General features: G+C 57.7%; 22 protein-coding genes and 1 pseudogene. 12 read left to right on the top strand and 11 right to left on the bottom strand.

The genetic code is table 11. The features are described from left to right. The 6 genes and pseudogenes from L991_RS01690 to L991_RS16795 all read left to right on the top strand — a co-directional run. Window positions 1-639, top strand: a 639-nt coding sequence (locus L991_RS01690) for a DUF2345 domain-containing protein (RefSeq protein WP_047391461.1), incomplete at its 5' end; no start/stop codon positions are given. After that, a complete protein-coding gene (locus tag L991_RS16225; protein ID WP_081986404.1) occupies window positions 588-1520 on the top strand; it encodes a DUF4123 domain-containing protein in 933 nt (310 codons plus the stop codon). The genes L991_RS01690 and L991_RS16225, both read left to right, overlap by 52 nt. Beyond that, window positions 1521-2018 (top strand): DUF3304 domain-containing protein, encoded by a 498-nt coding sequence (locus L991_RS01680; protein ID WP_047391459.1) that lies wholly within the window; start codon window positions 1521-1523, stop codon window positions 2016-2018. After that, window positions 2015-2554, top strand: coding sequence for a DUF3304 domain-containing protein (locus tag L991_RS01675; protein WP_156128946.1), 540 nt, complete (start codon window positions 2015-2017; stop codon window positions 2552-2554). Before L991_RS01680 ends, L991_RS01675 begins: the two co-directional genes overlap by 4 nt. Window positions 2555-2698: 144 nt before the next feature. Next, window positions 2699-4168 carry a DUF2235 domain-containing protein gene (locus tag L991_RS01665; RefSeq protein ID WP_156128945.1) on the top strand — a complete coding sequence of 490 codons (1470 nt, stop codon included), beginning with the start codon at window positions 2699-2701 and terminating at the stop codon, window positions 4166-4168. 58 nt (window positions 4169-4226) lie between these two features. Next, window positions 4227-4493, top strand: a pseudogene (locus L991_RS16795) (DDE-type integrase/transposase/recombinase); the annotation flags it as partial. Between the two features lie 78 nt (window positions 4494-4571). On the opposite strand, the gene L991_RS01660 reads toward L991_RS16795, so the two are convergent. Together L991_RS01660 and ppa are read right to left on the bottom strand one after the other, a co-directional pair. After that, the gene (locus L991_RS01660; RefSeq protein ID WP_047391453.1) at window positions 4572-5774 is read right to left on the bottom strand and encodes an ammonium transporter; all 1203 of its coding nucleotides are present in this window, start codon (window positions 5772-5774) and stop codon (window positions 4572-4574) included. Window positions 5775-6108: 334 nt separating this feature from the next. Then, the gene (ppa, locus tag L991_RS01655) at window positions 6109-6639 is read right to left on the bottom strand and encodes an inorganic diphosphatase (RefSeq protein ID WP_028449269.1); all 531 of its coding nucleotides are present in this window, start codon (window positions 6637-6639) and stop codon (window positions 6109-6111) included. A gap of 177 nt (window positions 6640-6816) precedes the next feature. Here ppa and L991_RS01650 point away from each other — a divergent pair, with 177 nt between their 5' ends. The 6 genes from L991_RS01650 to L991_RS01625 all read left to right on the top strand — a co-directional run bounded on the left by L991_RS01650 (window position 6817) and on the right by L991_RS01625 (window position 14424). Then, window positions 6817-9498 (top strand): bifunctional acetate--CoA ligase family protein/GNAT family N-acetyltransferase, encoded by a 2682-nt coding sequence (locus L991_RS01650; RefSeq protein ID WP_047391450.1) that lies wholly within the window; start codon window positions 6817-6819, stop codon window positions 9496-9498. Between the two features lie 27 nt (window positions 9499-9525). Further along, window positions 9526-9930 carry a DUF4332 domain-containing protein gene (locus L991_RS01645; protein ID WP_047391447.1) on the top strand — a complete coding sequence of 135 codons (405 nt, stop codon included), beginning with the start codon at window positions 9526-9528 and terminating at the stop codon, window positions 9928-9930. A 191-nt stretch (window positions 9931-10121) separates the two neighbouring features. After that, window positions 10122-10997: a mechanosensitive ion channel family protein gene (locus tag L991_RS01640; protein ID WP_028449272.1), complete on the top strand. Its 876-nt coding sequence runs from the start codon at window positions 10122-10124 to the stop codon at window positions 10995-10997. 111 nt (window positions 10998-11108) lie between these two features. Further along, window positions 11109-11828, top strand: a complete 720-nt coding sequence (gene phnF / locus L991_RS01635; protein WP_028449273.1) for a phosphonate metabolism transcriptional regulator PhnF — start codon at window positions 11109-11111, stop codon at window positions 11826-11828. 188 nt (window positions 11829-12016) lie between these two features. Next, on the top strand, window positions 12017-13183 hold the full coding sequence (locus tag L991_RS01630) for an ABC transporter substrate-binding protein (protein ID WP_197053763.1): 1167 nt from the start codon (window positions 12017-12019) through the stop codon (window positions 13181-13183). Then, on the top strand, window positions 13180-14424 hold the full coding sequence (locus L991_RS01625; protein WP_047391443.1) for a GGDEF domain-containing protein: 1245 nt from the start codon (window positions 13180-13182) through the stop codon (window positions 14422-14424). The genes L991_RS01630 and L991_RS01625 overlap by 4 nt, the downstream gene beginning before the upstream one ends. 60 nt (window positions 14425-14484) lie before the next feature. Here the strand turns inward: L991_RS01625 and L991_RS01620 are convergent, their stop codons facing one another. The 9 genes from L991_RS01620 to L991_RS01580 all read right to left on the bottom strand — a co-directional run bounded on the left by L991_RS01620 (window position 14485) and on the right by L991_RS01580 (window position 25887). Then, on the bottom strand, window positions 14485-15093 hold the full coding sequence (locus tag L991_RS01620) for a DNA-3-methyladenine glycosylase I (protein ID WP_047391440.1): 609 nt from the start codon (window positions 15091-15093) through the stop codon (window positions 14485-14487). Between the two features lie 176 nt (window positions 15094-15269). Next, on the bottom strand, window positions 15270-16718 hold the full coding sequence (locus tag L991_RS01615; protein ID WP_081986401.1) for an FAD-dependent oxidoreductase: 1449 nt from the start codon (window positions 16716-16718) through the stop codon (window positions 15270-15272). Then, complete coding sequence (gene phnX, locus L991_RS01610; RefSeq protein WP_052190492.1) at window positions 16715-17560, bottom strand: phosphonoacetaldehyde hydrolase; 846 nt, start codon at window positions 17558-17560, stop codon at window positions 16715-16717. The genes L991_RS01615 and phnX overlap by 4 nt, the downstream gene beginning before the upstream one ends. 9 nt (window positions 17561-17569) lie before the next feature. Beyond that, window positions 17570-18721: a 2-aminoethylphosphonate--pyruvate transaminase gene (locus L991_RS01605; RefSeq protein ID WP_052190491.1), complete on the bottom strand. Its 1152-nt coding sequence runs from the start codon at window positions 18719-18721 to the stop codon at window positions 17570-17572. Window positions 18722-18815: 94 nt separating this feature from the next. After that, window positions 18816-19430, bottom strand: coding sequence for a phosphonate degradation HD-domain oxygenase (locus tag L991_RS01600; RefSeq protein ID WP_052190495.1), 615 nt, complete (start codon window positions 19428-19430; stop codon window positions 18816-18818). Window positions 19431-19515: 85 nt separating this feature from the next. After that, window positions 19516-21201, bottom strand: a complete 1686-nt coding sequence (locus L991_RS01595; RefSeq protein WP_047391436.1) for a putative 2-aminoethylphosphonate ABC transporter permease subunit — start codon at window positions 21199-21201, stop codon at window positions 19516-19518. Further along, window positions 21198-22328: a putative 2-aminoethylphosphonate ABC transporter ATP-binding protein gene (locus L991_RS01590; protein ID WP_052190490.1), complete on the bottom strand. Its 1131-nt coding sequence runs from the start codon at window positions 22326-22328 to the stop codon at window positions 21198-21200. Before L991_RS01590 ends, L991_RS01595 begins: the two co-directional genes overlap by 4 nt. Window positions 22329-22405: 77 nt before the next feature. Then, window positions 22406-23422, bottom strand: coding sequence for a putative 2-aminoethylphosphonate ABC transporter substrate-binding protein (locus tag L991_RS01585; RefSeq protein WP_028449279.1), 1017 nt, complete (start codon window positions 23420-23422; stop codon window positions 22406-22408). A gap of 224 nt (window positions 23423-23646) precedes the next feature. Then, window positions 23647-25887, bottom strand: coding sequence for an alkaline phosphatase (locus L991_RS01580; RefSeq protein WP_047391433.1), 2241 nt, complete (start codon window positions 25885-25887; stop codon window positions 23647-23649). Window positions 25888-25954 lie beyond the last annotated feature (67 nt).

Raw genomic sequence — 25954 nt, 5'->3', positions numbered from 1 at the left:
AAATCCGGCCACCTGCACCACCACGTCCACGCCGCGAAAAGCTGGGAAGCGGGTAGCAACACCGACACGGACGGCAAAACAAAATCCGAGAACCAAGAAGGCCAGCAACCGCTATTAATGATCCACGGCCAAGACGGCCTTGCGCTCACCACGCCACAGAGCCTCACCCAAACCGCGGGCAGCAACATCGACCAAGTCGCACAACGAGACAGCAACCAAACCACCGGACGGCGCTGGATTCACAATGTCGGGCAGCACATCAGCCTGTTTGTGGCTGGAGTGAAAGACAAAGTCGCGCTGAAGCTGATCGCCGCGAAGGGGAAAGTCCAACTTCAGGCGCAGAGTGATGATATTGAGATTGTCGGTGATAAAGACTTGAAAGTGTCGGCGTGTAAAGAAACGATTACCGTCGTCGCCAAAGACGAAATTCTGGTCACCGCTGGTGGCGGTTATATTCGGCTGAAAGGCGGAAATATTGAAATTCACTGCCCCGGCAAAGTCAGCGTGAAAGGCGCCAATCACAATGTCAGCGGGCCGGATCAGATGAACCCGCCATTGCCGCAATTTCCAAACAATGCGTGTATTCCATGTCTGTTGAAAGCCTTGAAGGCAGGCAGCCCACTAGCAAAGATCAACTAGGATTTTTTTGGATGTATCTAGCTGTTAATAAATGCAACCCCAATGAAATAACCACGATGCTCGTTGAGCAGATCAGCCAGAGTAATTGTCAATGGTTTGCGCTCTTAGACAGAGCCTTTGATTACGAAGGAAAATCATTAACCTTTGCGTCACATGACGAGATTATCTATCAATCAAAAGAGCTTGATGGATTGTTTGATGTGTCTCCGGTATTAATTCACCTAGATGCAAGTACGCAAACGCAGCTTTCAGCTCAACTAAAAAAACTAGTCCAGCATTGTTCGGGCAGACCTATGCTCAGTTTTATTCAAACTGAACTGTCCGCAAAGGAGCTGAATCAACAATGGCAGAACTATTTATGGGTCGAAACGCAGGACAATGATCGTTTTTTGTTGCGATTTGCAGACTGCAGAACATTGGCAATTCTTGGTCAAGTCACCCCGCATTCTATCTGGCCGGGGCTAACGAAGAAGATTAGCCAGTGGAAAATTATAAATCGAGAGGGGCAAATTGAGAGTCTACCAATCCCGGCTAAAGAAATATTGCCTCCAGAGAAAATTAAGCTAACTAATGCTGAATATTCGGCCCTACTTGAATTGACTCAAGTAGATGCAATAATCGATTGGATTTCCGAAAACATGCCAGAGCTTGCGCCCAAAGAAAAAAAGATGGATTTTTACCGGCAAGTAGAGCAAGCATGCCATCTGGCTAGCCAAGAGAATGTGCGATCATTTCCAGATCAAGTTTCGCTGGCTATTGCCGCGATTCTAAGTCAAACAAAATTATTGGATAATCAAGTATTAAAATTTGCATTAAGGCAAGGGGTAAGTGGAAATGACTTGAATCGGGTAATTGTTGATTTGATGGTAACAATAGACTAAATGACTTCAAAATTAATAACATCTCTTGTGTTGTGCTTGATGTTGCTGACTGGCTGCGAAGAAGAAAAAGAGGCCATTCCCTATCTGGGCATCAATCATACTGGCAAAGGCGTTGCAGCCTTTGCAATCAATGGTGAGGGTGGGATCTTGAATGTGCCTCCTTACGGGGGAGGAGGGGGAGAGGTCTGTTGCGTTTCGGTCCCAAAACAGTGGCGACCAGGCCTGGTCGCTAAAATCGACTGGCAGGAATCAGGTCGTTACGTCCGCGACGATCAAGGCGCTATCGTTCGCGAAGACGGTCTACGCTATGGCGTCATCGAAGGGGCATGGAAAAGCAAGACCGTGCCGATACCCGAGTATAAACCGGATGAAGTGATGCATTTTGATGTCCATTTTTTTGCCAACGATCTAATTAAGGTCAAGGTAAGTCGATTTTACCCCGGTCACCCTGATTACCGCCCCAGCTATCCCGTCAATCCTGAGCGAGCCAAACCATGAAACTAATTTTTATCTCTTCGATCTCCATGGTCCGCCGACTTGGTAAACAATTCGCGTTGCTTGGCTTGTTGCTGATGCTGTTGACTGGCTGCGAAGAAGAAAAAGAGGCCATTCCCTACCTGGGTATCAATCACACCGGCAAAGGCGTTGCTGCGTTTGCAATCAATGGTGAGGGTGGGATCTTGAATGTGCCCCCTTACGGGGGAGGTGGCAAAGAGGTGTGTTGCGTCAATGTGCCCAAAACATGGCGACCAGGTTTGGTCGCTAAAATCGACTGGCAGGAATCAGGCCGTTACGTCCGCGACGATCGTGGCGATATCGTTCGCGAAGACGGTCTGCGTTATAGCGTCATCGAAGGGGCATTGAAAAGCAAGACCGTGCCGATACCCGAGTATAAACCGGATGAAGTGATGCATTTTGATGTCCACTTTTTTGCCAACGATGTAATTCAGGTCAAGGTGGCAGGACTCATGATGCCCACTCACCCTGATTACCGCCCCAGTTATCCCGTTAATCCTGAGCGAGCCAAACCATGAGTGCAATATCTGCCCCGCTATTTCCTAATCAGGGTTTGCGCACTTTAAGCGCCAAAGAAACCCTGCAGCGCGCTCAGGCGCTCGCGTGCAGCAAAGATCCAAAACCGAGTTGTAGCGGGCAAGTATTTGTTGGGATTTTTTTCGATGGCACCGGCAATAATCGCGATGCCGACTATATCACCCCCCCCACCCCTCAAACGAAAACACAGCAATGTGGTGCGGTTGTTTCAGGCCTATCGTGATGAACCCAATAATGGTTATTTCGCCGCATATATCCCCGGTGTAGGGACCCCTTTCCCAGAAATCGGTGATTCGGGTGGGAATGTGTTTGGCCTTCCATTGGGTGGAAGCGCAGCATATAAAGGCGATGAACGTATTATCTGGGCATTTACCCGTCTTATTAATGCCCCTTATTTCTATGTGGCCAATAATTTCTTAATAACCCCGGCACAAGCCAAAGAAATTGCCAACAATGTCGGCTCGGTACTGAATATTCGCAATACCGTCTTCAAAACTTGGCAGGATAAACTGAAGGCCGCGCTGGCAGGTAGAAAGCCGACCATTACCCAATTGAATGTCTCGGTATTCGGATTTTCACGAGGCGCGGCGGAAGCGCGCGCTTTTGTCAATTGGCTCTTCGAGTCCTGCAAGCAAGAAGGCGGGGGGTGGACTTTTGCGGGTATTCCGATCCGGCTGCAATTTTTGGGGCTATTTGATACAGTGGCTTCAGTTGGAATTGCAAATTTATTTGAAATCTCAGGTGGGCCAGTAGGGCATCAGGGCTGGGCTGATAATAATTTGCAGATTCATCCTGCGGTAGAGCAATGCGTCCATTATGTAGCCGCACATGAGGTACGGGCCTGCTTCCCGCTCGATTCGATCAGAATTGGGCACAGTTATCCAGCCAATACAATGGAGGTAATTTATCCCGGTGCACATTCGGATGTGGGCGGTGGATATGCCCCTGGCGATCTGGGCATTTCAGTCGAACCCAAGCATCAGCTGTGCATCATTCCCGCTGCCAATATGTATCGGGCAGCCAGAGAGGCTGGTGTTCCGCTATTACCTTTGGAAAAACTCCCACCAGAGGATCGACAAGCCTTAACGCCATCCGCGGAAGCAATCAAGGCATTTAATGCTTATATGCAAGCAAGCAAGGTGTCAACTGGGGCCGTTGAATCTATGCTAAAAGGGCATATGGCGCATTATTTCAGTTTTCGGCTTAAAATTAATTCTAACTTTAATGCTCAATCCCCCTATAAGAATGCTAATCCAAAAGACCGTCAGTATTTAACGCAAACACAAAAATGCCTAGTTGCTCGTTTGGCTACTTTAGGTGCCGACCCTCGCGCGACTAGCTATCAACCCCGTCTCGCAGCAGAAAATTACGAAAAATTAATGAAGAGCACTAGGTTGGAGCTGGGTACTGACGGTCGCTATGCTATTGAGGTGGCTAAAAGAATTAACTGTGATGCTGTCACTGAAGAGATTGCATATTTCTTGGGAAATTTCATACATGACTCGATGGCGGGATTTATCACGCAGGTAAATGAGTACCATACAAACAATATTGGCTTTGTCAAATTTAGAGTTGTATTTAGTGGAGATGATTAGTTTTTGAATGAAAAACCTTGGTTTATGATGTGTCGAGGCGCCGTCCACTCCATCTGCACTGCCGCGGCCGTTAGCGGCCAATCAGGTTTGGTCGATGGACATTGTGTGCGACCGGAGCGTAGAGGGGCGTGTCATCAAGAGCCTGGCTATCGTCGATGATGCTACGCACGAAGCGGTGGCCATTGTGCCGGAGCGGGGCATGAGTGGCGTGTACCTGACCCGTGTCCTTGAGCAGTAGGCGCAAACGCGCGGCTTGCCCAAAGCGATTAGGACGGATAACGGTAAAGAGTTCTGCAGCCGTGCGATGCTCACTTGGGCGCATGCTCTGGATGGGGGTAAACGATGGCCCTGTGGCAGGTTCTAGCCTAGGGCCATCGATATTGATGGTTTTAAGCGGCTGGTGTTACCAATTGGTCTCGCGCTCCGGGCTGGCGGAGATTTGGTGAATGCTCAGATCGGCGCCGTTGAATTCTTCTTCATCGCTGAGGCGGATGCCGACGGTTTTCTTGAGTAGCCCATAGACGATCCAGCCGCCGGCAAAGGCAATGGCCACCCCCAGTGCGGTGCCGATGAGTTGCGATAGGATACTCACCCCACCCATACCGCCCAGCGCCTCGCTACCAAAGATTCCAGCGGCAATACCCCCCCAGGCGCCACACAGGCCATGCAGTGGCCAGACGCCCAGCACATCATCGATTTTCCATTTGTTTTGCGTTACGGTGAACAGGTACACAAACATGCAACCTGCGATGCCACCGACTACCAGTGCGCCCAGCGGGTGCATGATGTCCGAGCCGGCACATACGGCCACCAGGCCCGCGAGCGGGCCGTTGTGGATGAAGCCGGGGTCGTTTTTGCCCATGAAAGTGGCCACCAGCGTGCCGCCCACCATGGCCATCAGTGAGTTCATGGCCACGAGGCCCGAGATGCCTTCGATTTTTTGCGCGCTCATCACGTTAAAACCAAACCAGCCAACGATCAGAATCCAGGCACCTAGCGCCAGAAAGGGGATGCTTGACGGTGGGTGGGCAGCGATGCGGCCTTCTTTGCTGTAACGACCGCGGCGTGCACCAAGATGTAGCACGGCGGCAAGGGCAATCCAGCCGCCAACCGCATGCACGACCACCGAGCCGGCAAAATCATGGAAAGTGGCGCCAAAGCTGGCTTTCAGCCAATCCTGCAGCCCGTAGTTGTTATTCCAGATCATGCCTTCAAAGAAGGGATACACCAGCCCCACCAGCAAAAATGTGGCGGCAGTTTGCGGGTGAAATTTGGCCCGCTCGGCAATCCCGCCCGAGATAATGGCGGGAATCGCGGCGGCGAAGGTAACGAGGAAGAAAAACTTCACCAGCCCATAGCCGCTGGCGGCGGTGAGGGTTTGCACCGGCCCGAGCAAGCTCACGCCATAGGCCACGCTGTAGCCAATGAAATAGTAGGCGAGGGTAGAAACGGCAAAATCGGTCAGGATTTTAACCAGGGCGTTCACCTGATTCTTTTTGCGTACCGTACCCAGCTCCAGAAAAGCAAAGCCGGCATGCATGGCCAGAATCATGATGGCGCCCAGAAGGATAAACAGTACGTCCGTACTGGTGCGAAATGCGTCCATGTGTGCTCTCTCAAATCGTCATTTTTATGGCGCTTTTGCTAGCAAAGTTTGTGCCAATGCGCTGGCATGGTGCAAAGCCTGATTTGCTGCGGCCTTGTGGTGCGCATGGCGTGCTGGGAGTGCGTATTTATGGTGCGTGGCACGCATTGCGCACAAAAATAGTGCGCTTGTGTATGAGGGGTGTGGCGATGCAGTTGGGGGCGAAATTTAGGCTTAGGGGTATATCAATAAAAGCATTTTGAGATAATGGTTCGGTGTCTATACCAGTGTGGGGTATGTCACATCTGGGCGTAAAAAAACCCGCCGAAGCGGGTTTGGGCTAGCTGGCGAGCACTTAGGCTTTTTGCGCGCGCTCGTAGCTGGTCATGATTTCGGCTTCGGCCGCAGCTTTGTCGCCCCAACCGGTAACTTTCACCCACTTACCTTTTTCCAGGTCTTTGTAGTGTTCGAAGTAGTGTTTTACCTGGGCCAGCAGCAATTCTGGAATGTCTTCCAGTTTTTCGATGTGGGCAAACATCGCGCACACTTTCGGTACTGGTACGGCAATTACTTTGGCGTCCATGCCTGATTCGTCTTCCATGCCCAGCACGCCTACTGCGCGGCATTTGATCACCATGCCTGGCGCCAATGGGAATGGGGTGTACACCAGTACATCGACTGGATCACCATCCAACGACAGGGTGTGTGGCACGAAACCGTAGTTCATCGGGTAAGACATCGAAGTACCCACAAAGCGGTCAACGATGATGGCGCCCGATTCTTTGTCGAATTCGTATTTTACCGGTGGCGCATTGGCTGGGATTTCGATAATAACGTTGAAATCTTCCGGCAGATTTTTGCCAGCGGCAATTTTGCTGATGTCCATTGTTTCAATCCTGCAGTGTGTAAGTAGGAAAACGGCGCAATTATATCTTGCCACCTGCCAAAGCGGTGAGCCGGTGGTGGGCTGTCATGGAAATTTCCTTATTTTGCACTGCAAAATTAGAGCTTGTTGCCAAGCGCATATACAATAAAGCAAGTAATTCTGACGGATGCCCCCACCATGAAAGCCCACTACCTCGCAGCCTTGTTTGATCCGCGTTCCATCGCCGTGGTGGGCGGCTCGGAAACCCCGGGCTCGGTGGGGGAAAAAGTGATGCGCAATCTGTGTGAATCTGGCTACACCGGGAAGGTGTATCCGGTGAATCTGCGCCATCAGACAGTCTTTGGCCTGCCTACGGTCAAAACACTGGCCAAGCTCAGCGAAAAAGTCGATCTAGCCATCCTAACTACGCCCAGTAAAACGCTGGTGGAGCTGATTGAAGCCTGTGGCAAGCAAGGCATCCGCTTTGTGATGATTATGTCCTGGGATTTTGTCGGTACTGATGCCAAGGGCAAAGTGGTGCTGGATAAGCTTTTGGCGCGAGCGCGCCAGTATGGCATCCGTATTCTGGGGCCCACTGCATTTGGCTTTGTGCGCGCCCCCAGCAAGCTACTGGCCTGTAATTATCAGGGCAAAGTAAAAAACGGCAGCATGGCGCTGGTGTCGCAGTCGTCGGCGGTGACTTCAGCGATTCTGGACTGGGCCGAATCGCATGAGTTGGGTTTTTCGTCGGTGGTGTCGCTAGGCGCGGCGGCCGATATCGATGTGGGCGATGTGCTCGATTATCTGGTGGCCGATCCTAAAACCAAATCCATTCTGCTGTATATCGAAGACCTGAAAGACGCGCAGCTCTTTATGTCGGCGCTGCGGGCCGCTTCGCGCTCGAAAGCCGTGCTGGCGCTGAAAGTGGGACGCTATGAAAACCACACTCTCACCACCGGTAGTACGCACTCCGAGCGGCTGATCGGTAGCGATGATGTGTTTAACGTCGCGCTCAAGCGCGCGGGGGTATTGCGGCTGCGCTCGATTAATCAGCTGTTTACCGCGGCGCGGGTGCTGGATGGCTCGTATAAAACCAAGGGCCGCCGGCTGGCCATCATTACCAACGGCATTGGCGCCGGCATGATGGCGGTGGATCGGGCGCATGAATTGCATGTGCAATTACCGCGCCTGAGCGAGGCCACCATCGCCGAGCTGGATCAGCTCTTGCCACCGCAGGCGCAGCATTTTAATCCGGTGGATATTCTGGGCGATGCGGGTCCAGAGCGCTTTAAAGCCGCAACGGAAATCGTCTTGCGCGATCCGAATGTCGATGGCGTGCTGGTGGTATTTACCCCGCAGGCGGGCACCAATGATATGGCTACGGCCGAGGCGATGATTGCGCTGCGCAAGACCTCCGACAAGCCGATTTTGCTGTCGTGGATCGGCGGCAAAAAGGTTGAAGGCAGCCGCAAACTGCTGGCCAAAGCGCAGTGCGCCCATTTCAGCGCGCCCGAAAGCGCGGTAGAAGTGTTTTATTCGCTGGCCTCCTGGCAGTACAACCAGCAGCTCCTGCTGCAAACGCCGGCACCGATGAATGATATGGCGCCACCCGATTTTGAAACCGCACGCATGATTGTCGATTCGGTGCTGGCCAGCGGCCGCACCGTGATGGATGAAGTCGAATCCAAAGCGCTGCTGCGCTCGTTCCATATCCCAGTTACGCTCACGGTGCGGGCCAAATCGGCCGATGATGCGGTCACAGCGGCGATGGGGCTGGGTTTACCGGTGGCGCTGAAAATCGATGCCGAGGGCATCATCCACAAAACCGATATTGATGGTGTGGTGCTGAATGTGGGCAGCCTGGTGCAGGTGGCCTCGGAGGCGAACAAAATGCTGGCCAAGGCACATGATCGCCTCGGCAGCGATAAAGTGCGCGGCTTGGTGATTCAGCCCATGCATGGCAAAAAATCCGGCCGCGAGCTGATGGTGGGCGTGGCCAGAGATCGCGCGTTTGGGCCGGTGATTACCTTTGGTTTTGGCGGCGTAACGGTTGAGGTATTTAATGATGTGGCGGTGTCTTTGCCGCCGCTGAATGAATACCTGGCCGAAAACCTGATTCAGCGCACGCGAGTGAAAAAAATGCTCGGCGCCTTCCGTGGGCAAGCGCCGGTGAATCTGGATGCGGTCAAGCATGTGTTGCTGCGCGTATCGGAAATGGTGTGCGAGCTACCGCAAATCCAGCAGATGGATATCAACCCGCTGGTGGCTGATGAGCATGGCGTGATCGCGGTGGATGCCAAGATTATCCTGGGCCCCGTGCCAGAGCAGGTGCGCCGCTATAGCCATATGGCCATTCACCCTTATCCGGCGCATCTGGCCAGCATTACCCAGCTGAAAAACGGCATGCCCATGTGCTTGCGCCCGATCCGGCCGGAAGACGCCGCCCTGATCGCCGAATTTGTCCGCAATTTATCCGATGAAAGCCGCTACAACCGCTTTATGAATACGCTGAAAACCTTGCCGCAAGCCCTGCTGGCCCGGTTTACCCAGCTCGATTACACCCGCGAGATGGCGATTGTGGCCACGGTGGAAGCGCATGCCGGCGAAATGATCATTGGTGTGGCGCGTTTTACCGCCAACCCCGATCGCGATAGTTGCGAATTTGCGGTGGTAATTAGTGATGATTGGCAAGGCAAGGGCTTGGGGGTACGCTTGATGGACGCGCTGTTTAACGCGGCGCGCGATATGAATCTGAAGGTCATCGAGGGCGAAGTGCTCACCAGCAATAAAACCATGCTGGCCTTCATGAAACATTTGGGCTTTAGCATCCAAACACACCCGGATGACGATGGCCTCAAATGGGTGGTTAAACAGCTCTGATCAATCTTTGAGAAACAGGAAATCGGCATGACTGCAATTATCGACATCGAAGGCATCGGCGAGAGCTACGCCGCCAAATTACAAGCCGCGGGCGTCAGCACCGTGGAGGCGCTACTGGAGCAAGGCCGCACCCCGAAAGGCCGCGATACGCTGGCGGAAACCACTGGCATCAGCGGTAAACTGATTCTGAAATGGGTGAACCATGCTGATCTATTTCGCATCAAAGGCGTAGCCGGCCAATTTGCCGAGCTGCTGGAAGCGGCGGGTGTGGATACCGTGGCAGAGCTGGCGCGCCGCAATGCCGCTAATCTGGCCGATGCGCTGGCGGCGACCAATGCCGAGAAAAAACTGGCCGGCAGCACCCCGAGCCTGACGCAAGTCGAAAAATGGATTGCCGAGGCCAAAGAGCTGCCTCGCGGTGTTGAGTATTAATTAGCCCTTCGCAGGCGGTAGTCCCAGGCGGCGCAAGCCGCCTTTTTTGTTCGAGCCGCGGCGTACGCTAGTGGTGATCGTCGCCGAAGCGGGTACTGCCGCTGGCTGATCCGAACCAAACCGAGTTGGTGTCTGACCCCGCCGCGTGGCCTCGTTGGGCGCCACGGCGGCATGTTTTTTAGGAGTAGCAAATGGCCACGATTGATTGGCGCACGATTCTTACCCCACCCACATTAGATAAAGCTACGATCGCCTCTCTGGTGGTCACTGCGGTGTTTATTGTGGTGCTACTGGTGGTGCGCTTTTTGGCCAAGCAGGCGGTGATGCGTCGCACTGATCTTAGCCCGGAAAACAAGCGCCGCTGGCTGGTGACGCTGCGCAATCTGTGGCTGGTGATCTGGCTGATTGGGCTGTTTATTATCTGGGGCTCCGAGCTGCAAACGCTGGCCGTTTCCATGGTGGCGATTGCCGCGGCGATTGTGCTGGCCACCAAAGAAATGATTATGTGTCTGATGGGCTCGATTTATCGCACCAGTACGCATACCTTTAGCGTGGGCGACCGGATCGAATTTAACGGCCGGCGCGGGCAGGTGATTGATACCAACCTGCTGTCGTTTACCCTGAATGAATCGAGCCACGCCACCAATCAGCAAGGTACGGTGGGGCGGCAGATTACTTTTCCTAATAGCCTGCTGCTGGGCAACCCGGTGTTTAATGAAACGCGGCAAGGTCTATTTGTTTTGCAAACCGTGCACGTCGAGATTGAGCGTGGCGCCGATTGGGCCAAGGCCGAGCAGGCGCTGCTGGCCGCGGGCGAGGCCATGCTGGCCGAATATCGGGATGAATTAGAGCAACACCTGGCCACGCTGGCCAGCGAGCAAGCGGTGAATCTGCCGCCTAGCGAGCCACGGGTGCGGCTGGATCTGGATGAGGCCGACACCATCGCTTTGCAATTACAGCTCTTGGTGCCCTTGGGTCAGCGCGCCAAAATCGAGCAACAGATCTTGCGGCAGTTTTTGCGCGCCACACAGTCAGCAGGGTATGAGCCAGTAGGCCTTACGCAATAATAGCTAGAGTGATATACCACAATGGGTATGATCACAAAGCTTGTTATCTGACTGCAATCTGTCCGTCATATAATGGCGGATATTTATTCACGCGCATCTGCAGGAGTTCGCATGGCTGTGCAACGGGGGGGCGAGCGCGCCATCTGGCGGCAAATCGCTGCGACTTTGGCCAATGAAATTGCCGCCAAAACTTTGCAAGGCCAATTGCCGGTCGAGGCCGCGCTGGCCAGCCGTTTTGCGGTGAACCGACACACGGTACGGCGCGCGCTACAAGCGCTGGAAAGTCAGGGCCTGGTGCGCATCGAGCAGGGCCGCGGCACTTTTGTGCAAGAAGACCTGATCGCCTATCGCATGGGCCGGCGCGAACGCTTTTCGCATAGCTTGGCCTCGCAGCGCCTGCAAGGCAGCAGCGAAGTGGTGGGCCACAGCGAAATCAGCGCCAATGATGAGCTGGCGCGCATTTTCGAGCTGCCGGTGGGTAGCCCCTTGCTGCAGATTGATTTGCTCGATAAGGTAGAGCAGCAGGTGCTGGGGGTGTGTACCGAGTATGTGCCGCTGCCGCGTTGCGCTGGGGTGCTGGCCGCGCTGCAGGAAACCGGCTCGATGGTGGCCGCACTGACGGCCGTGGGGATCGAGGGCGTCAATCGTCGCCAATCGCGCGTTACCGCTCGCATGCCCAAGCCGCAAGTGGCAGCGCAGCTGGCGCAGCCCAAATCGCAGCCGGTGTTGTATGTCGAAAGCGTGTACCAAGATGCCGCTGGTCAGGTGGTGGAATATGGCATTACCCGGTTTGCCGGCAATGCCATTGAGCTAACAATTACCCCTGACTAATACCCTGCCACGTATTGCTCTCAAGGCTATTGAATATAAGCCTTGTAACGATATACCCATAATGAGCAAGCCCGCCATTCCTTCGCTATGCTGAAGTAAGCCGGTTGGGCGGCTGCAGTGTATCCCTGACTGCGGTTCAGCCGGCAGGCGCGTATGATGCGCGCCTCATTTCGGCGGAGCCCGCGGTCTTGCTGCGATTTTTCTTCCTCTTTGGCTATAGCGGCAAGCTCGCCGCGGTGGGCCGCGCTGCGCTGCAGCGGGTCATGCTGGCGCTATGCCTGCTCATTGGTGCGGGCGTGGCCGGTGCGCAGCCGCAGGTATTTTTTATCAACCCCGGGCATGCCGATGAAGCTTTCTGGCGCACCTCCAGCGCCGCCATGCAGGCTGCTGCGCGCCAACTGGGCTTTGATTTGCAGGTGAGCTACGCTGGGCGCGACCCTTTGCGCGCGCTCGAAATCGCCCGGCTCTTGGCCGCGCGCCCGCGCGATACCCAGCCCGACTTTATCTTGCTGAGCAATGATTTTGGAATCGCCCCCGATTTGCTGGGGCTGCTAGCCGGCACGCGCAGCCGGTTTTTCCTCGTGTATAGCGCGCCGGATCGGACCGAAGAAATCGCCCGCGTGGGGCGCGCCCGCGAGCGCATCTCGCATTGGCTGGGCTCCTTGGTGCCCGATGCCGAAATGGCGGGCTATCAAACCGCAAGCCGCTTGATTCAACTGGGGCGCGCCAGCGGGCTGCGCGCGAGTAATGGCAAATTACAGCTATTGGCCATTGCCGGCGATCGCGCCACCACCAGCTCCATCTTGCGCACCCGCGGGATGCAGCGGGCGATTGCCGCCCACCCCGATGCCCAGCTGGTGCAGCTGGTGTATGGCAAATGGTCGCGTGCCAAGGCTCGCGAACAAAGCCAGTGGCTGTTTGAGCGCCACCCCGAGGCGCGGCTGATCTGGGCGGGCAGCGATCAGATGGCTTTTGGTGCGATGGATAGCCTGCGAGCCCGCGAAGGCGTGCCGGGGCAGGATGCGCTGTTTACCGCCATTAATACCTCGCCGGCGGCCTTGGCCGCGGTGCAATCAGGCGAGCTTTCGGCCTTGGCCGGTGGGCATTTTATGGCTGGCGCCTGGAGCCTGGTGGTGCTCTATGATTACTTGCATGGGCGCGATTTTGCCCACGATGAGGGCCTGACGCTGCAACAGCCGATGTTTGCGCTGCTGACGCCTGCGCGGGCAGCACGGCTAATGCGGCAATTTGGTCAGGATGATTTTTCGAGTATCGATTTTCGACGTTACAGCAAGGTGCTCAATCCCAAGGTGCGCCACTATGAATTCACTTTGCCCAGCTGGTTAGGCTCATGAAACCCACTCTGCATTTTCAACCGCTGGCCCACCAGCTGTTACGCCAGATTATGTGGCTGGCTCTGGCTACCGTCTTGCTGATGGGCGGCGTACGGGCCTGGCTGGTGTATCAGCAAAGCCAGACCGAGCAGCGCAATATGCTGCGCACGGTGGCCGAGGTGTATGTGCCGCAGCTGGCGGTGAGTGTGTGGGATATTGAGCCGGCCAATCTGCGCAGCTTGCTCCTGAGCATGGTGCAATACAACCGGCACATCGCGTATGTGGAATTACAGCTGCGCACCGGGCGGGTGTTTCGCGCCGGCGATCAGGCGCATACCCACGGCAGCCCGCCGCTGGTGTTTGCCCTGTATGCCCCCGATGCGGCGCAGTATCCGATTGGTGAGCTGCGGGTGTTTGCCGATCGGGAAGCGTATCAGCATCAGCTCTGGCAAAGCGTAGGGTTGGCCATCGGCGGCTATCTACTGCTGACCATCACCATCTGTGGCTGGGTTTTGCTGGTGCTGCGGCGGCATTTGCAACAGCCCTTGCAAGAGATCGCCAGCTTTGCCGCCAATCTTAATGCCGAAGCCTTACTCACCCCGTTGAAACTCACCCCGCGCCCGCAGGCGGCCCCCACCGAGATCGATTTGGTGGCCAGCAGCATTGATATGCTGCAAAACGAGCTGGCCCAGCACATCAATATGCTGGATCAGCGGGTGGCCGAGCGTACCAGTCAGCTGGAAATGGCGCTGCAGTCGATTCAGTTGTTGTCGATGACCGATCAGCTCACCGGCTGCTACAACCGGCATTATCTGAATGAACAGCTGGATCATATCTTTGCCAGCGCGGCGCAGCAGCCGGTGGCGCTGGTGTTTACCGATATTGATCATTTCAAGCGGGTGAACGACACCTACGGCCATAAAACCGGCGACGATGTCTTGCAAGCGGTGGGGCAGACCTTGCGCGGCGGCCTTCGCGGCGAGCAGGATTGGGTGGCGCGTTATGGCGGGGAAGAATTTTTGCTGGTGCTGCCGCAAACAGCGCTGGCCCGCGCCGGCACGGTGGCCGAGCGGCTACGCCAAAGTATTGCCGGCCTGGCGTTTAGCCACCGGCTGGGCGAATTTAGCGTAAGCAGCAGCTTTGGCGTGGTGGAGCAGCGGCCGGGCGAGAGCCTCAATAGCCTGCTCGAGCGCGCCGACCAGCTGTTGTATCGCGCTAAACAACGCGGCCGCAATCGGGTTGAGTTACAAGATACCCCGTAAGGTATGTCAGTCTAGAATCTGACTTTATTGGCTTGCAAGGAAATACCCTTGCTTGGTCGCTCAAGCGCGGCGTCGGGCAAGCGCCTCCGCCCGGGCAGCGGCGGCCAGTGGGCGAGTCACGCAGCCGGCCGCGTGATCATTCACCAAGCCCATGGCCTGCATGAACGCATACATGGTGGTGGGGCCGACAAAGCGCCAGCCGCGTTTTTTCAGGGCTTTGGAGAGCGCCAGCGATTCAGCCGACTGGGCAATCACTTGCGGGCCTGGGTCGCTGGCTGGGGCGTAGCGCCAGAAAAAATCCGCCAGCGAGCCGGCTTCGGCCACCAGCTCCAAAGCGCGCTGGGCATTATTGATAGTGGCGGTGATTTTGCCGCGATGGCGCACAATGCCCGCATCGGCCAATAGGCGGGCGACATCGGCCTCGGTAAACTCGGCGACCACGTGAAAATCAAACTGGGCAAAGGCGGCGCGAAAATGCTCGCGCTTTTGCAAAATCGTGCGCCAGCTTAAGCCCGACTGAAAACCTTCGAGGCAGATTTTCTCAAACAGGCGCTGATCGTCTTCTACCGGAAAGCCCCATTCCTGATCGTGATAGGCCAGATATTGTGCGGTGGCGCTGCACCAAGGGCAGCGCGCCTGGCCATCTGCGGGCAGATATAAATTAGTCATAAGGCACCGGTTGGGAACAGAGAGCCTCAGTGTGCCGCGCTGGCGGCACTTTGCCAAGCAATGCAACGGGTGGGGGGCGCCGCGTGGGAAAGATCAGCCGCTGGGCTGATTGGCCCGGGGGTATCGATGTATACCCCAGACCAAATCGGCGTCTTCTGGCTATACGCAGGGGGTATTTAGCCCTTATCCGCTTTGCCGGCCGCTTGCGCAAGCTTGGCTAGCTGGCAATCCAGCCACCACGGCGCCTCTTCGCGGTCTTCCATCGCTTCTTTGCGGCGGATGGCATTGCGCACCAGCTGGCTGCCCACCCAGCGAAACGGCTCGGGCGGGAAATAGCCGCGCGGGCCGTGCGTTAGGCCGCTGCGCGTCCAGGCGTTATCCAGCCCCAGCACCAAGCTACTGAGAATCTGCCCGCCCAGATAGCTTGGCCCCACGCCATTGCCCGAATAGCCAAAGCCGTAAAAGACGTTATCCGTACCGCTGAGCCGGCCAAAAAATGGAAAACCGGTCACCGAGCGATCGGAAGCGCCATTCCAGCTGGCGGCAATCGGCACGCTGGCCAGCGCCGGGAAAAACCGCCGTAGGGACTGTTGCAGCTGCGGCAGATAGCGGCTGGGCTGATCAAACTCGGCCAGCATGCGCCCGCCAAAGGCAAAGGTGTTGCCGCCTTTGCCCAGCATCAGCCGGCCATCGGGCGTGCTGCGGCAGTAGTGCACGAAAATGCGTGAATCGCACACCGCTGCGCCATGCTGCAAACCCAGCTCCGCCAGCGTGGCCGGCACCGGCTCGGTGATCAGCATATCGGACGACACTACGGCAATCGTGCCGGCAAACTCGCGAAATTGTCGCCCCATCCACGCATTGGTGGCCAGCACCACCTGCCGCGCTTGCAGCTGGCCGGTGGGGGTGCTGAGCTGCGCCGGCTGGCCGCGCGGGCTATCCAGCGCGGTCATCGGGCTGTGCTCATAAATCGCCACCCCCAGCTCACGGGCCACGCGCGCGAGCCCCAATACCAAGAGGCCCGGGTGTACGCTGCCCGCCGCCGGGCTATACACGCCTTCGAGCATGGCGGTGGAGCCCGCCAGCGCTTGCACTTGCTCGATCGGCAACGTGCGCCAGCTACTCGCTTCCTTGGCCGCCAGCGCAGCCATCACGCCTTGCATGCTGCCGCGCTGGCTGAGATTGGTGGCGGTATACAGTGCGCCATCGACTCGCACTTCGGCGTCAATGGCGTAGCGGCGGCAAAAATCGCGGATGGCGTACACCGCGTCTTCCGAAGCGCGCACCAGCCGCAGCGCTTCGCTCTCGCCAAAGAGTCGCCGCAAGGTCAGGTATTTGGCCGACCAGGTTAAGAGGCAGCCGCCATTGCGCCCGGAGGCACCAGCGCCGATCCGGTCTTGCTCGATCAATGCCACCCGCAGCTGCGGCTGCGCTTGCTTGAGCATGATGGCGGTCCATAAACCGGTATAGCCGCCCCCCACGATGGCCACATCGCAGCTGTGCTCGCCCTGCAGCACTTGTGGTGGTGGCGGTGCTGCCCGGCGGTAGGCATCGGCAAACCACCACGGGCGAAACGCGCTGGGTGCATCACTGGGCGGCGTGCGGGGGTGGTCGGCGGCGTTCATGCTGGGCTCTCGCCGCGGGCCAGGCGCTGATTGATCGCCGCAATCACAGCCGGCAATTCGGCGACGGTATCAATCACATAATGCGCGCCGGCTTGGGCGAGTTTTTCGGCCGCGCGCTGGCTGCGTTGTTGTTGCTCGCTGGCGCTCAAGGCCAACCATTCGCTTTGGCTTAAGCCCACTTCATTGCCCGATACCGCCAGACCCACGGTCCACATCCCGGCATTCAGCCCTTCGGCGATGCCCACGGCGGTGTCGTCGACTTTCACGCAGGCGGCAACATGCTTGATGCCCAGCTCAATCACATTGGCCAGCGCCATCCATGGCCCCGGGCGCGCGCCGGCGGCCAGATCATCGGCGGCAATCACGCAATCGGGCGCAATGCCTAGCTCCGCTGCCAAGGGCAGCAGCGCATTCATCACGGCGCGCGGATAACCGGTGCAGCTGCCGATTTTCAGCCCTTGCGCCCGCAGCGTGGCGAGGGTATCGAGCGCACCCGCAATCGGTTGCGAATACGCCCCGACGCGGGCGATCTGCAGCGGCATAAAAATCTCGTAGATCTGATCGACATCGGCGTCGGTCATCGGCGCACCAAATTTGGCCTGCCAGCGGCGGGCAACGTCGGGGAGCTGGCCCAAGGTCTGGATATGATCCCATTTGGCCATGCCCATCGGCACCCGGGCTTCGGCCAGCGACACCGGCAGGCCGATCTCGGCAAAGGCATCGACCAGCACTTGGGTGGGAGCAAACGAGCCGAAATCGACAATGGTGCCGGCCCAGTCAAAAATCACGGCTTCCAGCGGGCCGCAGTAGCGACGTTGATAGTTGTAAGTGTGTGCAGTCATGATCGGTCCTTAAGCAGAAATGGCAGTCGTGGTGTGATTGTGCTCAGCGGCGGTGATGTTCGGCGTGAGCCAGCCCAGTTCGGCCAGCGCCCCGCGGATGGCTTCGGCGGCTTGGCGAATTTCCACTTCATCAATCGCGCCAATGCAGCCCACGCGGAAAGTCTCAACAGTGGTCAGCTTGCCCGGGTACAGCACAAAACCACGCGAGCGCACGGCCTGATACAGGCGGCTAAAGTCGTAGTCTGGGTGCGCGGGTGCGTGGAAAGTGAGAATGATCGGCGCTTGCCATTCGCGCGGTAAAAAGAGCTGCAAACCCGCCGCGCCCAAGAGGCTAATCAAGAGCTCGGCATTGCGTGTATAGCGCGCTAAGCGAGCTAATCTGCCGCCTTCCGCCAGATACTGGTCGATCGCGGCGCGCAAAGCCGCCACCACATGGGTGGGTGGAGTAAAGCGCCATTGGCCGGTTTGCTGCAGATATTGATATTGGTCGGCCAGATCGAGCGTCAGCGAGCGGCTTTGGCCGGCGCTAGCCGCTAGGGCCGCTTGCTCCACCAGCACAAAGCCCATGCCGGGCACGCCTTCCAGGCATTTGCCCGACGCAGCAATCACCGCTTGAACTGGCGTAGTGCGCAAATCCAATTCCAGCGCGCCAAATGAGGACATCGCATCCACCAGTAGCGCGCGGCCCGCGCTGGCTACGACCTGGGCGATGGCCTCCAGTGGGTTCAAAAGGCCAGTGGCGGTTTCGCAGTGAATGACCCCCACGTGGCTAATGCTTGGGTCAGCCGCCAGCGCGGCGGCCACGGCGGCGGCATCAACCGGCGTGCCATCCGGCCAGGCTAGGGTTTGGTGCGTGAGGCCAAGACGCTCGGCGATTTTGGCCATACGCAGACCATAGGCGCCATTGGCCAGCACCAAAAGCTTGCCACTGCGTGGCACCAGTGTGCCCAGCGCGGCTTCCACGGCAAAAGTGCCCGAGCCTTGCAGCGGCACGCACACATGGCTGGCTTCGCCGTGGGCAATGGCCACCAGATCGCGGCACACGCTGGCGGTAAGCGCGTTAAAGGCGCTATCCCACGAGCCCCAGTCGCTGAGCATGGCCAATTTGGTGGCCGGGCTGGTGGTGAGTGGGCCGGGGGTCAGTAAGATCGGTTCACGCATGGGTTTCCTCCCGCAATAAATTAAGGTCTAGACAAGTGTTGAGGTTCAGAAAAAGGCGGCTAAGCCGCCCACTGCACTGTGTGTCAGCAAACATTTACAACTCCACCGCACTGCATGCAGCCTCGCCCGTGTTTGGGGTCGGGCTCGGGGTGGGGGTAATTAGCTGCTGTGCCAGCGCTAGGTAATGGCTGAGCGGTGGCGTTGCCAGCTGCGGTACTTTGGCCAGCTCGTCGTAGCGGCGCAGCGCCAGCGCTTCGCTGGCATAGGCGCGCTGGCGAAATTGCGCCACTTCTTCGGGCTGCATCGGCCCGCCTTGCAGCGCCAGTGAGCAGCGCGAAGCCGGCGAGAGTTGCGCCAGATAGCCCGCATCGGTGGCGCATAAATACCGCTTGGCGGCCACATGCAGGGCAATCGGCTGATACACGGCGGGGCCAAACAGGCTATGCAATGCGCTGGCGCCGATGGCTTCATGCCGATCATCAATGCCGTTGGCCAGATCATCATCCTGCTGGCCGGTGAGCAAATGCCCCACATCGTGCAGCAGTGCGGCGATGATCAGCGCCACAGGCGCGCCATCTTGCTCGGCGGCATAGGCGGCCTGCAGGCCGTGTTCCAGCTGGCTGATGGCCTCACCGCCGTAGAGCGATGTCCCCGCGCTGTGGTAGAGCGTGCTTAGGGTGTGCAGGTTGGTGATGCGTTCGGTGCTCATCATTAGTGTGCTAATCAGTATTTTCGGGGGTATCTGCCACTGGCCTAGTTTTGATAAGCGTAGTGGCACCATACCGGTGTGGGTATTACTCGCTACGGGCCCGCCAGCGCTGGGTGCGACGCAGTAAAATGGTTTGCAAAATGGCAAATAGTCCGCAAGCCAGCGCTGAGCTCGCCACAATGAGCGTAGCCATCGCGGCAGCCGCGGCGGTATCGCCGGCGTCGTCCATATTTAGCACCGCCACCGAGGCCAGCGTGGTTTCCGGGCTGTAGATGAAAATCACCGCCGACACCGTGGTCATGGTCGCCACAAAGAAATAGCGGGCGACTTCCAGCATGGCTGGCAGACAAACCGGCAAGGTCACCCGCCACGCGGTTTGCCAGTAGGGCACTTTCAGCGAAGCGGCCACGGCTTCAAATTCGCGATCGAGCTGGCGCAATGCGGTAACGGCGGTCAGGTGGGCGGTGGTATAAAAATGCGCCACCGAGCACAGCACCAGAATCGCCATCGTGCCGTACAGGCCATGCAGTGGATTGCCCGGCTGATTAAAAAACAGCACATAGCCCAAGCCCAAGACCAGGCCCGGCACGGCCATCGGCAGCATAGCCAATAGATGTAGCGGCCGTTGCAGGCGGCGCGCGCCATCGACTTTTTCGGTCAGCCATGCACCGATAAACACCAGCACCGTGCCCAAGAGCGCCGTCCAGCCGGCCATGCGCAGGCTATTGCCAAAGGCCTCGGTGCCGCCGCCATCGACATTGCTGAAATCAAAATGATCGAGCGTGAGGCTGAGGTTATACGGCCACAGCTTGATCAGCGCCGCGGCCACGGCCGTGCCCAGCAGCAGCAGCAAACTGCCGGCTACAACGGTACAAAACAGCAGGGCTAAACCATCGCGCACGGGTTGTGCACGCACTTGCAATGGCTGGGCGCGGGCCGTGAGCAGCGCTTGCTGGCGGCGCTGGGCCAGATGATCGACGGCAAAGGAAATCAGCGCTGGAATCAGCAACAGCAGGCCAATCACCGCGCCGCGCGGGAAGTTTTGCTGGCCAATTACCTGTTTGTAGGCTTCGAGTGCCAGCACACTGTATTGCCCGCCAATCACTTTGGGCACACCAAAATCGGTGATTACCAGTGTAAACACCACCATGGTGGCCGAGATCAGGCCAAAGCGCGCACCGGGCAGGGTGACGGTCAGAAAACGGCGTAGGCCATTGGCGCCCAGCGCATGGGCCGCCTCATACAGCCGGCCATCGGCCACCGCCAGAGCGGTGAGCAAAATCATCAGCGCGTGCGGAAAGGTATAAAACGCCTCGCCCAGCACAATGCCCCAAAAGCCATAAATGCCATCGGGAAACAGGCCTTTGAGCATGCCCTGATTACCAAACAGATACACCAGCGCAATCCCCGGCAGTAGCGAGGGCGCCAAGAGCGGAATCAGCGCCAAGGCGCGAAACAGGCTTTTGCCCGGCATGCAGCTGCGGGTGAGGGCGCTGGCATAGGCGTAGGCCAAGGGCACCACCAGCACGCAGGTGGTGAGGGCCACCGCCAAGCTGCGCTGCAGTTGTTCAAGCAGGCCGGGGCTGGCCAGCGTTTGCTCGATGGCTTGCCAGCTCAGCGCGCCAGTGGCCGGGTCGCGCACCGCTTGGCCCAGAATGGCCACCAGCGGCATGGCCAGCATAATCAGCAGCGCCACCAGTACGGCGCCCGCGAGCAAGATGGGGGTTAATTTGGGCCAACGGCTGGGCGCGGGCAGGGCGAGGGTACTCATTCGCTGTGCTCCGTGCTAAAGCATTGCAGGCAATTGGCCGGTAACTGCACCGGTATGCGTTGCCCATCGCGGAAATTCAGGCTGGCCAGCTGATGGTGATTCAGATCGGCTTGCAGGGTAATACCGCCCCAGTCGGCTACTTGCAACGTCATACGGTATTGGCTGCCCAGGAGTTCCAGCTGTTTGAGTTCGCCCAGCGCCATATTCGGGCCAGCTTCCCAGCGCGGATGCAAAATCACATCTTCCGGGCGCAGGAAAACTTCCACCTGCCGGCCGGTTGGGTGATGGGCGAGGCTGTGCGCGGCAATCGCGGCATTACCCAAGCGGAAATAGCCGGGTGAGAGCACCGCGCCGCTGAGCCAATTACATTGGCCCACAAAATCGGCCACAAAGCGGGTGGCGGGTTTGCGGTAGATGGTTTCCGGGCTACCAATCTGCTCGATCACGCCGTGGTTCATGACCACGACGCGGTCGGCCATGGTGAGGGCTTCTTCCTGATCGTGGGTCACCATAATGGTGGTCACGCCCAGTTTGCGTTGCAGTTGTTTGATTTCGTGGCGCAGGTGTTCGCGCACTTGCGCATCCAGTGCCGACAGCGGCTCATCCAGTAGCAATAAGCTTGGCGAAGTGGCCAGCGCGCGTGCCAGTGCCACCCGTTGCTGTTGCCCGCCTGAAAGTTGAGCCGGATATTTGCTGGCAATGCCGGCCAGCCCGATCAGATCGAGTAGCTCATCGACCCGGCGCTGGCGATCTTCGCGCCGGCCTTTGAGGCCATAAGCGATGTTGGCCGCGACGGTCAGATTGGGAAACAGTGCATACGATTGAAACACAATTCCGTAATCACGCTCCGCCGGCGGAAGCCGCGTGATATCGCGCTGATGCAGCATGATTTGCCCGCGATCGGCGTGCTCTAGCCCGGCCAGAATGCGCAGCAAAGTGGTTTTGCCGCAGCCTGAGGGGCCCAGCAGCGATACAAACTCACCTTGGCGAATATCCAGATGAATGCCAGCCAGCGCGGTGAAGCGGCCAAACTGTTTATGAATATCGTTCAGCTGCACATGCAGGCTGGGGGCGGCGCCATGCGGTGGGCGCTCGGTGTTTTGGTGTTCGGGTAAATCGCGCAACATCGGACTTCCAATAGGCAAAAGGCCCGCCAGCAGCGGGCCGGGCCATCACCCGGCGTGGCCGGGTGATGCAGTCAGGCTTATTTCTTTTCTGATTTGGCGTCGTAGCGACGAGTCCACTCGGCCAGAATCTTGTCGCGGTTGGCCGCTGACCAGCGCAGATCTTGTTTCACCAGACGTTTTTCATAGTCAGCCGGGATATGCGCATTGGGCTTAGCGATGCCGGGCATGGCCACGATGGCGAAGTTTTTCTCATACAGCTCGTTGGCTGATTTTGAAGCTGACCAATCGGCCAGTTTTTTCGCCGCTTCGAGGTTTTTGCTGCCTTTCATGATGGCCGTGGCTTCCAGATCCCAGCCCAGACCTTCTTTCGGGAATACCAGATCAATCGGCGCGCCGCCGTCTTTGAGTTTGGCCGCACGATATTCAAACGAAATACCGACCGGGAATTCGCCCGCTGCAGCTTGTTTGCATGGTTTTGAGCCAGAGTGGGTGTACTGCGCGATGTTGTCGTGCAGTTTGTCCATATAGGCCCAGCCTTCTTTTTCGCCGAACATTTGCAACCAGGCGGTCACATCAAAATAGCCAGTGCCGCTTGAGGCTGGGTTGGGCATTACGATCTTGCCTTTGAATTCAGGCTTGAGCAGGTCTTTCCAGCTTTCTGGCTTTTTCAAGCCCAGCTTGGCGGCTTCAACGGTATTGAAACACACGGTAGCGCCCCACACATCCATCCCCACCCAAGTTGGTGGCGTGCTGTCATCCACATATTGCTTGCTCAGTTTTTCCACGCCTTTAGGGGCGTAGGCTTGCAACATGCCTTCACGCTCCAGCACCAGTAGCGAAGAAGCGGCCAGACCCATTACCACATCGGCTTGTGGGTTGGCTTTTTCGGCCAGCAGTTTGGCGGTGATAATGCCGGTAGAATCACGGACCCATTTCAGTTTGATGTTCGGGTATTCTTGCTCGAATTTTTCCTGATAGGCTTTGAGCTGGTCGGCTTCCAGTGCGGTGTACACAGTCAGCGTATCAGCCGCAAAGCTATGTGCGGCAGCGAGTGCCGCCAGCAGGGCAGCGGTCAGACGAGTTACGGTTTTCATTTGGCGCAAATCCATCTTGTTGTGGGATGCGGGCATTGTGCCTAGGCAAGATGACAATGCGGTTACGTCTAGACGAATTTTTCGGGACAGTGCGCAAAGGTCTAGTTCCGCACGCGGCGGATAAAAAAAGCCCCACCCGAAGGTGGGGCGAAGACCAGCGGGCGACGGCCAGCCCGATGGCGATACGCACTACATCAACTCAATACATCAGCCTGTGTGGCGGCCTAGCTCACCACACTGACATCGGCTTTGCCGCTGGCAATCCGCACGCGGGTTTCGCTCGCCAATGGCGTGCTTGGGGCGGCGCCATTAGCGAGGCGGCGCATTTTGCGGAAAGTACATTGCACTTCACTTGGCGTTACGGTAACCACGGCATAGCCTTGGGCATCGGTATCGGCATGCTTGATCCACGGATTATTCACCGGCGCTTTACCGCTAGCTTGATCGGCAAATGGATTCAGGAATGGCTGCACCGCGCTGGCAGGCACATTCGCTGCCGGGATTTGCATCTGGCTGGCGATTTTGCCGGCTACCAGGCCATACAAGGTTTGCGCGGCCACCGAGGCTTTGCGGGCCGCCAGGCTGGCGATGGTGCTGGCAATGGTTTGGCCTAGGCCGCCACCCAGCAAATCATTGAGGGTGTTGATTTCGCTGGTGGCGAGGCCTGCCGTGGCTTGCACTGCCGTGGCTGGAAGCTGGCCCGCCTGAATGGCCGCGCCCACCGCCTGCTGAATGGCGGCTTTGTCGCCTAAATTGCTCACGCCAGCTTGCTGGGCAATGGCAACGCTGAGCATCTGAATCGCAATCGCTTCGGCGCCCGCTTCGCTGGTAAAAATCAGGGCCTGTGCGCTAGCTAAAGACGGGTCGCGCACTGCGCTAGCCAGATAGCTATAGAACGAATCACTGCTGATCCCGGCGGTGACCAGATCGACCACCGCTGGGGTGTCCTGGCTGTAATCGGCGTGCGCCACCCCGGCATAGAAGCTATGAATATCGCCAGTGACGGCGACGACGTTCTGGATATTCTGGCTGCGGATATAGCCCAGGATATCGCTGCGCTCGGCGTTAAAGCCATCCCACTGATCGGCGTTGAGCACAAATTCTTGTTGCAGCTCAGTTGGTACCCCCGCTAGCTTGCGTGCATCCAGCCGCATGCGCAGCAGCGAGACTTCATTACCCCAGAAATGCCATTGGGCGCTGGAGGTTTTCAGTTTGTTTTTAAACCAGTCGCGCTGGGTTTTGCCCAGAATCGAGGTCAGCGCCAGCGGGTCGCCACCTGCAGCGGCCACTTTCATCTTTTGCGCTTCGGCCGCGGCCAGATATTGCGTTGGCACCATATAGCGGCTGCCGTTGGCGCTGCCCACTTGGGCTTCGGGCAAAACGTGGTCGGTGCGGTACAGGCGCTGGTCGGTCATCACCAGCTGCATCAGCTGACCAAACTGGAAATCGCGATAGAGGCGGATGGTCTGAAAGCCGGTGGCATTGGCATCAAAGGCCACATCGGCCGGCATAAATTCATACCAGGCCTGATTGGCTGCGCGGCGGCGGGCGGTTTCGTGCTTGTTGTCGCCGCCTTTAGCCGGATCAAAGCTGCCGTTGTCGTAGGTGGTGGCATCGCCCCAGCAATCATCGGAAAACTCGTGGTCATCCCACACCGCAATCATCGCAAAGCGGGCATGCACTTGCTGCAGGCGCGGATCCATCCGGTATTGTTTATACAGGGCGCGATAGTCGTCGATGGTGTTGGCATAGCGCGCGCCACTGTTGCCGCTCTTGTACGGGCCATTGGGCAATTTTAGTGCCGGGTGCGCAGCTTCAACTGCGCCTTTCTGGAAGGCTTCGCCCACGGTTTCGTAGATGTAGTCGCCCAGATGCACGATGAAATCCAGTTCTTCCTTGGCTAGCAAATCAAACGCGCCCCAGTGGTTTACGCTCCAATCCTGGCAGGACAAAAAGGCAAATTTCAGCTGATTCAGGGCCACATTGGCGGCAGCGGCGGTTTTGGCGCGGCCAATCAGCGAGCGGCTGGTGCCGGCCACAAATTGATAGCCATACACGGTATTGCCATTCAAGCCGCTCAGCTTGTGGCGCACGCTGTGATCCCACTCGGTGAGCGCGGCCAGCTGCACGCGGGCAACGATCTTACCGGTCAGCTCAGCGGTGGTGCCCACGGCAGCGCCCGGGTCGCCCTCGGTCACGATCAGTTCCAGCGTGCTGTTGGCGCTGGCCGGGTGAACGGCGATGGGGTCGAGCCCGGCAGGCAGGGCGCGTGTCCAGAAGACGAGGCTATCCGCTTTCGGATCGCCACTGGCTACCCCTTGCGGAAACTGCAGCAGCAGCGGTTTGGGGCTGGCTGTCGGCTGCGGGGCCTCGACGCTGGCGCCGCCACAGGCGCTTAATAAAACCGGGGTGGCCACGCTGGCGGTCATAAAACCGGCCATGCGCAGAAATTGGCGACGATCCATCATGCAATCCTTTCGGGCAGATACAAAGGATGGCGATGATGCGCGGCGACTATTACAAAGGTTTAAA

Source organism: Chitinibacter sp. ZOR0017, from assembly GCF_000799095.1.
GTDB lineage: Bacteria > Pseudomonadota > Gammaproteobacteria > Burkholderiales > Chitinibacteraceae > Chitinibacter > Chitinibacter tainanensis.
Note: the sequence above shows the minus strand (reverse complement) of the source record. Positions and strands in the feature narration are given on the sequence as shown.

Bases quoted from the DNA above. Each gene is read 5' to 3' on its own strand.
- L991_RS16225 (WP_081986404.1), top strand. From the start codon at position 588: ATGTCTGTTGAAAGCCTTGAAGGCAGGCAGCCCACTAGCAAAGATCAA.
- L991_RS01680 (WP_047391459.1), top strand. From the start codon at position 1,521: ATGACTTCAAAATTAATAACATCTCTTGTGTTGTGCTTGATGTTGCTG.
- L991_RS01675 (WP_156128946.1), top strand. From the start codon at position 2,015: ATGAAACTAATTTTTATCTCTTCGATCTCCATGGTCCGCCGACTTGGT.
- L991_RS01665 (WP_156128945.1), top strand. From the start codon at position 2,699: ATGGCACCGGCAATAATCGCGATGCCGACTATATCACCCCCCCCACCC.
- L991_RS01660 (WP_047391453.1), bottom strand. From the start codon at position 5,774: ATGGACGCATTTCGCACCAGTACGGACGTACTGTTTATCCTTCTGGGC.
- ppa (WP_028449269.1), bottom strand. From the start codon at position 6,639: ATGGACATCAGCAAAATTGCCGCTGGCAAAAATCTGCCGGAAGATTTC.
- L991_RS01650 (WP_047391450.1), top strand. From the start codon at position 6,817: ATGAAAGCCCACTACCTCGCAGCCTTGTTTGATCCGCGTTCCATCGCC.
- L991_RS01645 (WP_047391447.1), top strand. From the start codon at position 9,526: ATGACTGCAATTATCGACATCGAAGGCATCGGCGAGAGCTACGCCGCC.
- L991_RS01640 (WP_028449272.1), top strand. From the start codon at position 10,122: ATGGCCACGATTGATTGGCGCACGATTCTTACCCCACCCACATTAGAT.
- phnF (WP_028449273.1), top strand. From the start codon at position 11,109: ATGGCTGTGCAACGGGGGGGCGAGCGCGCCATCTGGCGGCAAATCGCT.
- L991_RS01625 (WP_047391443.1), top strand. From the start codon at position 13,180: ATGAAACCCACTCTGCATTTTCAACCGCTGGCCCACCAGCTGTTACGC.
- L991_RS01620 (WP_047391440.1), bottom strand. From the start codon at position 15,093: ATGACTAATTTATATCTGCCCGCAGATGGCCAGGCGCGCTGCCCTTGG.
- L991_RS01615 (WP_081986401.1), bottom strand. From the start codon at position 16,718: ATGAACGCCGCCGACCACCCCCGCACGCCGCCCAGTGATGCACCCAGC.
- phnX (WP_052190492.1), bottom strand. From the start codon at position 17,560: ATGACTGCACACACTTACAACTATCAACGTCGCTACTGCGGCCCGCTG.
- L991_RS01605 (WP_052190491.1), bottom strand. From the start codon at position 18,721: ATGCGTGAACCGATCTTACTGACCCCCGGCCCACTCACCACCAGCCCG.
- L991_RS01600 (WP_052190495.1), bottom strand. From the start codon at position 19,430: ATGAGCACCGAACGCATCACCAACCTGCACACCCTAAGCACGCTCTAC.
- L991_RS01595 (WP_047391436.1), bottom strand. From the start codon at position 21,201: ATGAGTACCCTCGCCCTGCCCGCGCCCAGCCGTTGGCCCAAATTAACC.
- L991_RS01590 (WP_052190490.1), bottom strand. From the start codon at position 22,328: ATGTTGCGCGATTTACCCGAACACCAAAACACCGAGCGCCCACCGCAT.
- L991_RS01585 (WP_028449279.1), bottom strand. From the start codon at position 23,422: ATGAAAACCGTAACTCGTCTGACCGCTGCCCTGCTGGCGGCACTCGCT.
- L991_RS01580 (WP_047391433.1), bottom strand. From the start codon at position 25,887: ATGGATCGTCGCCAATTTCTGCGCATGGCCGGTTTTATGACCGCCAGC.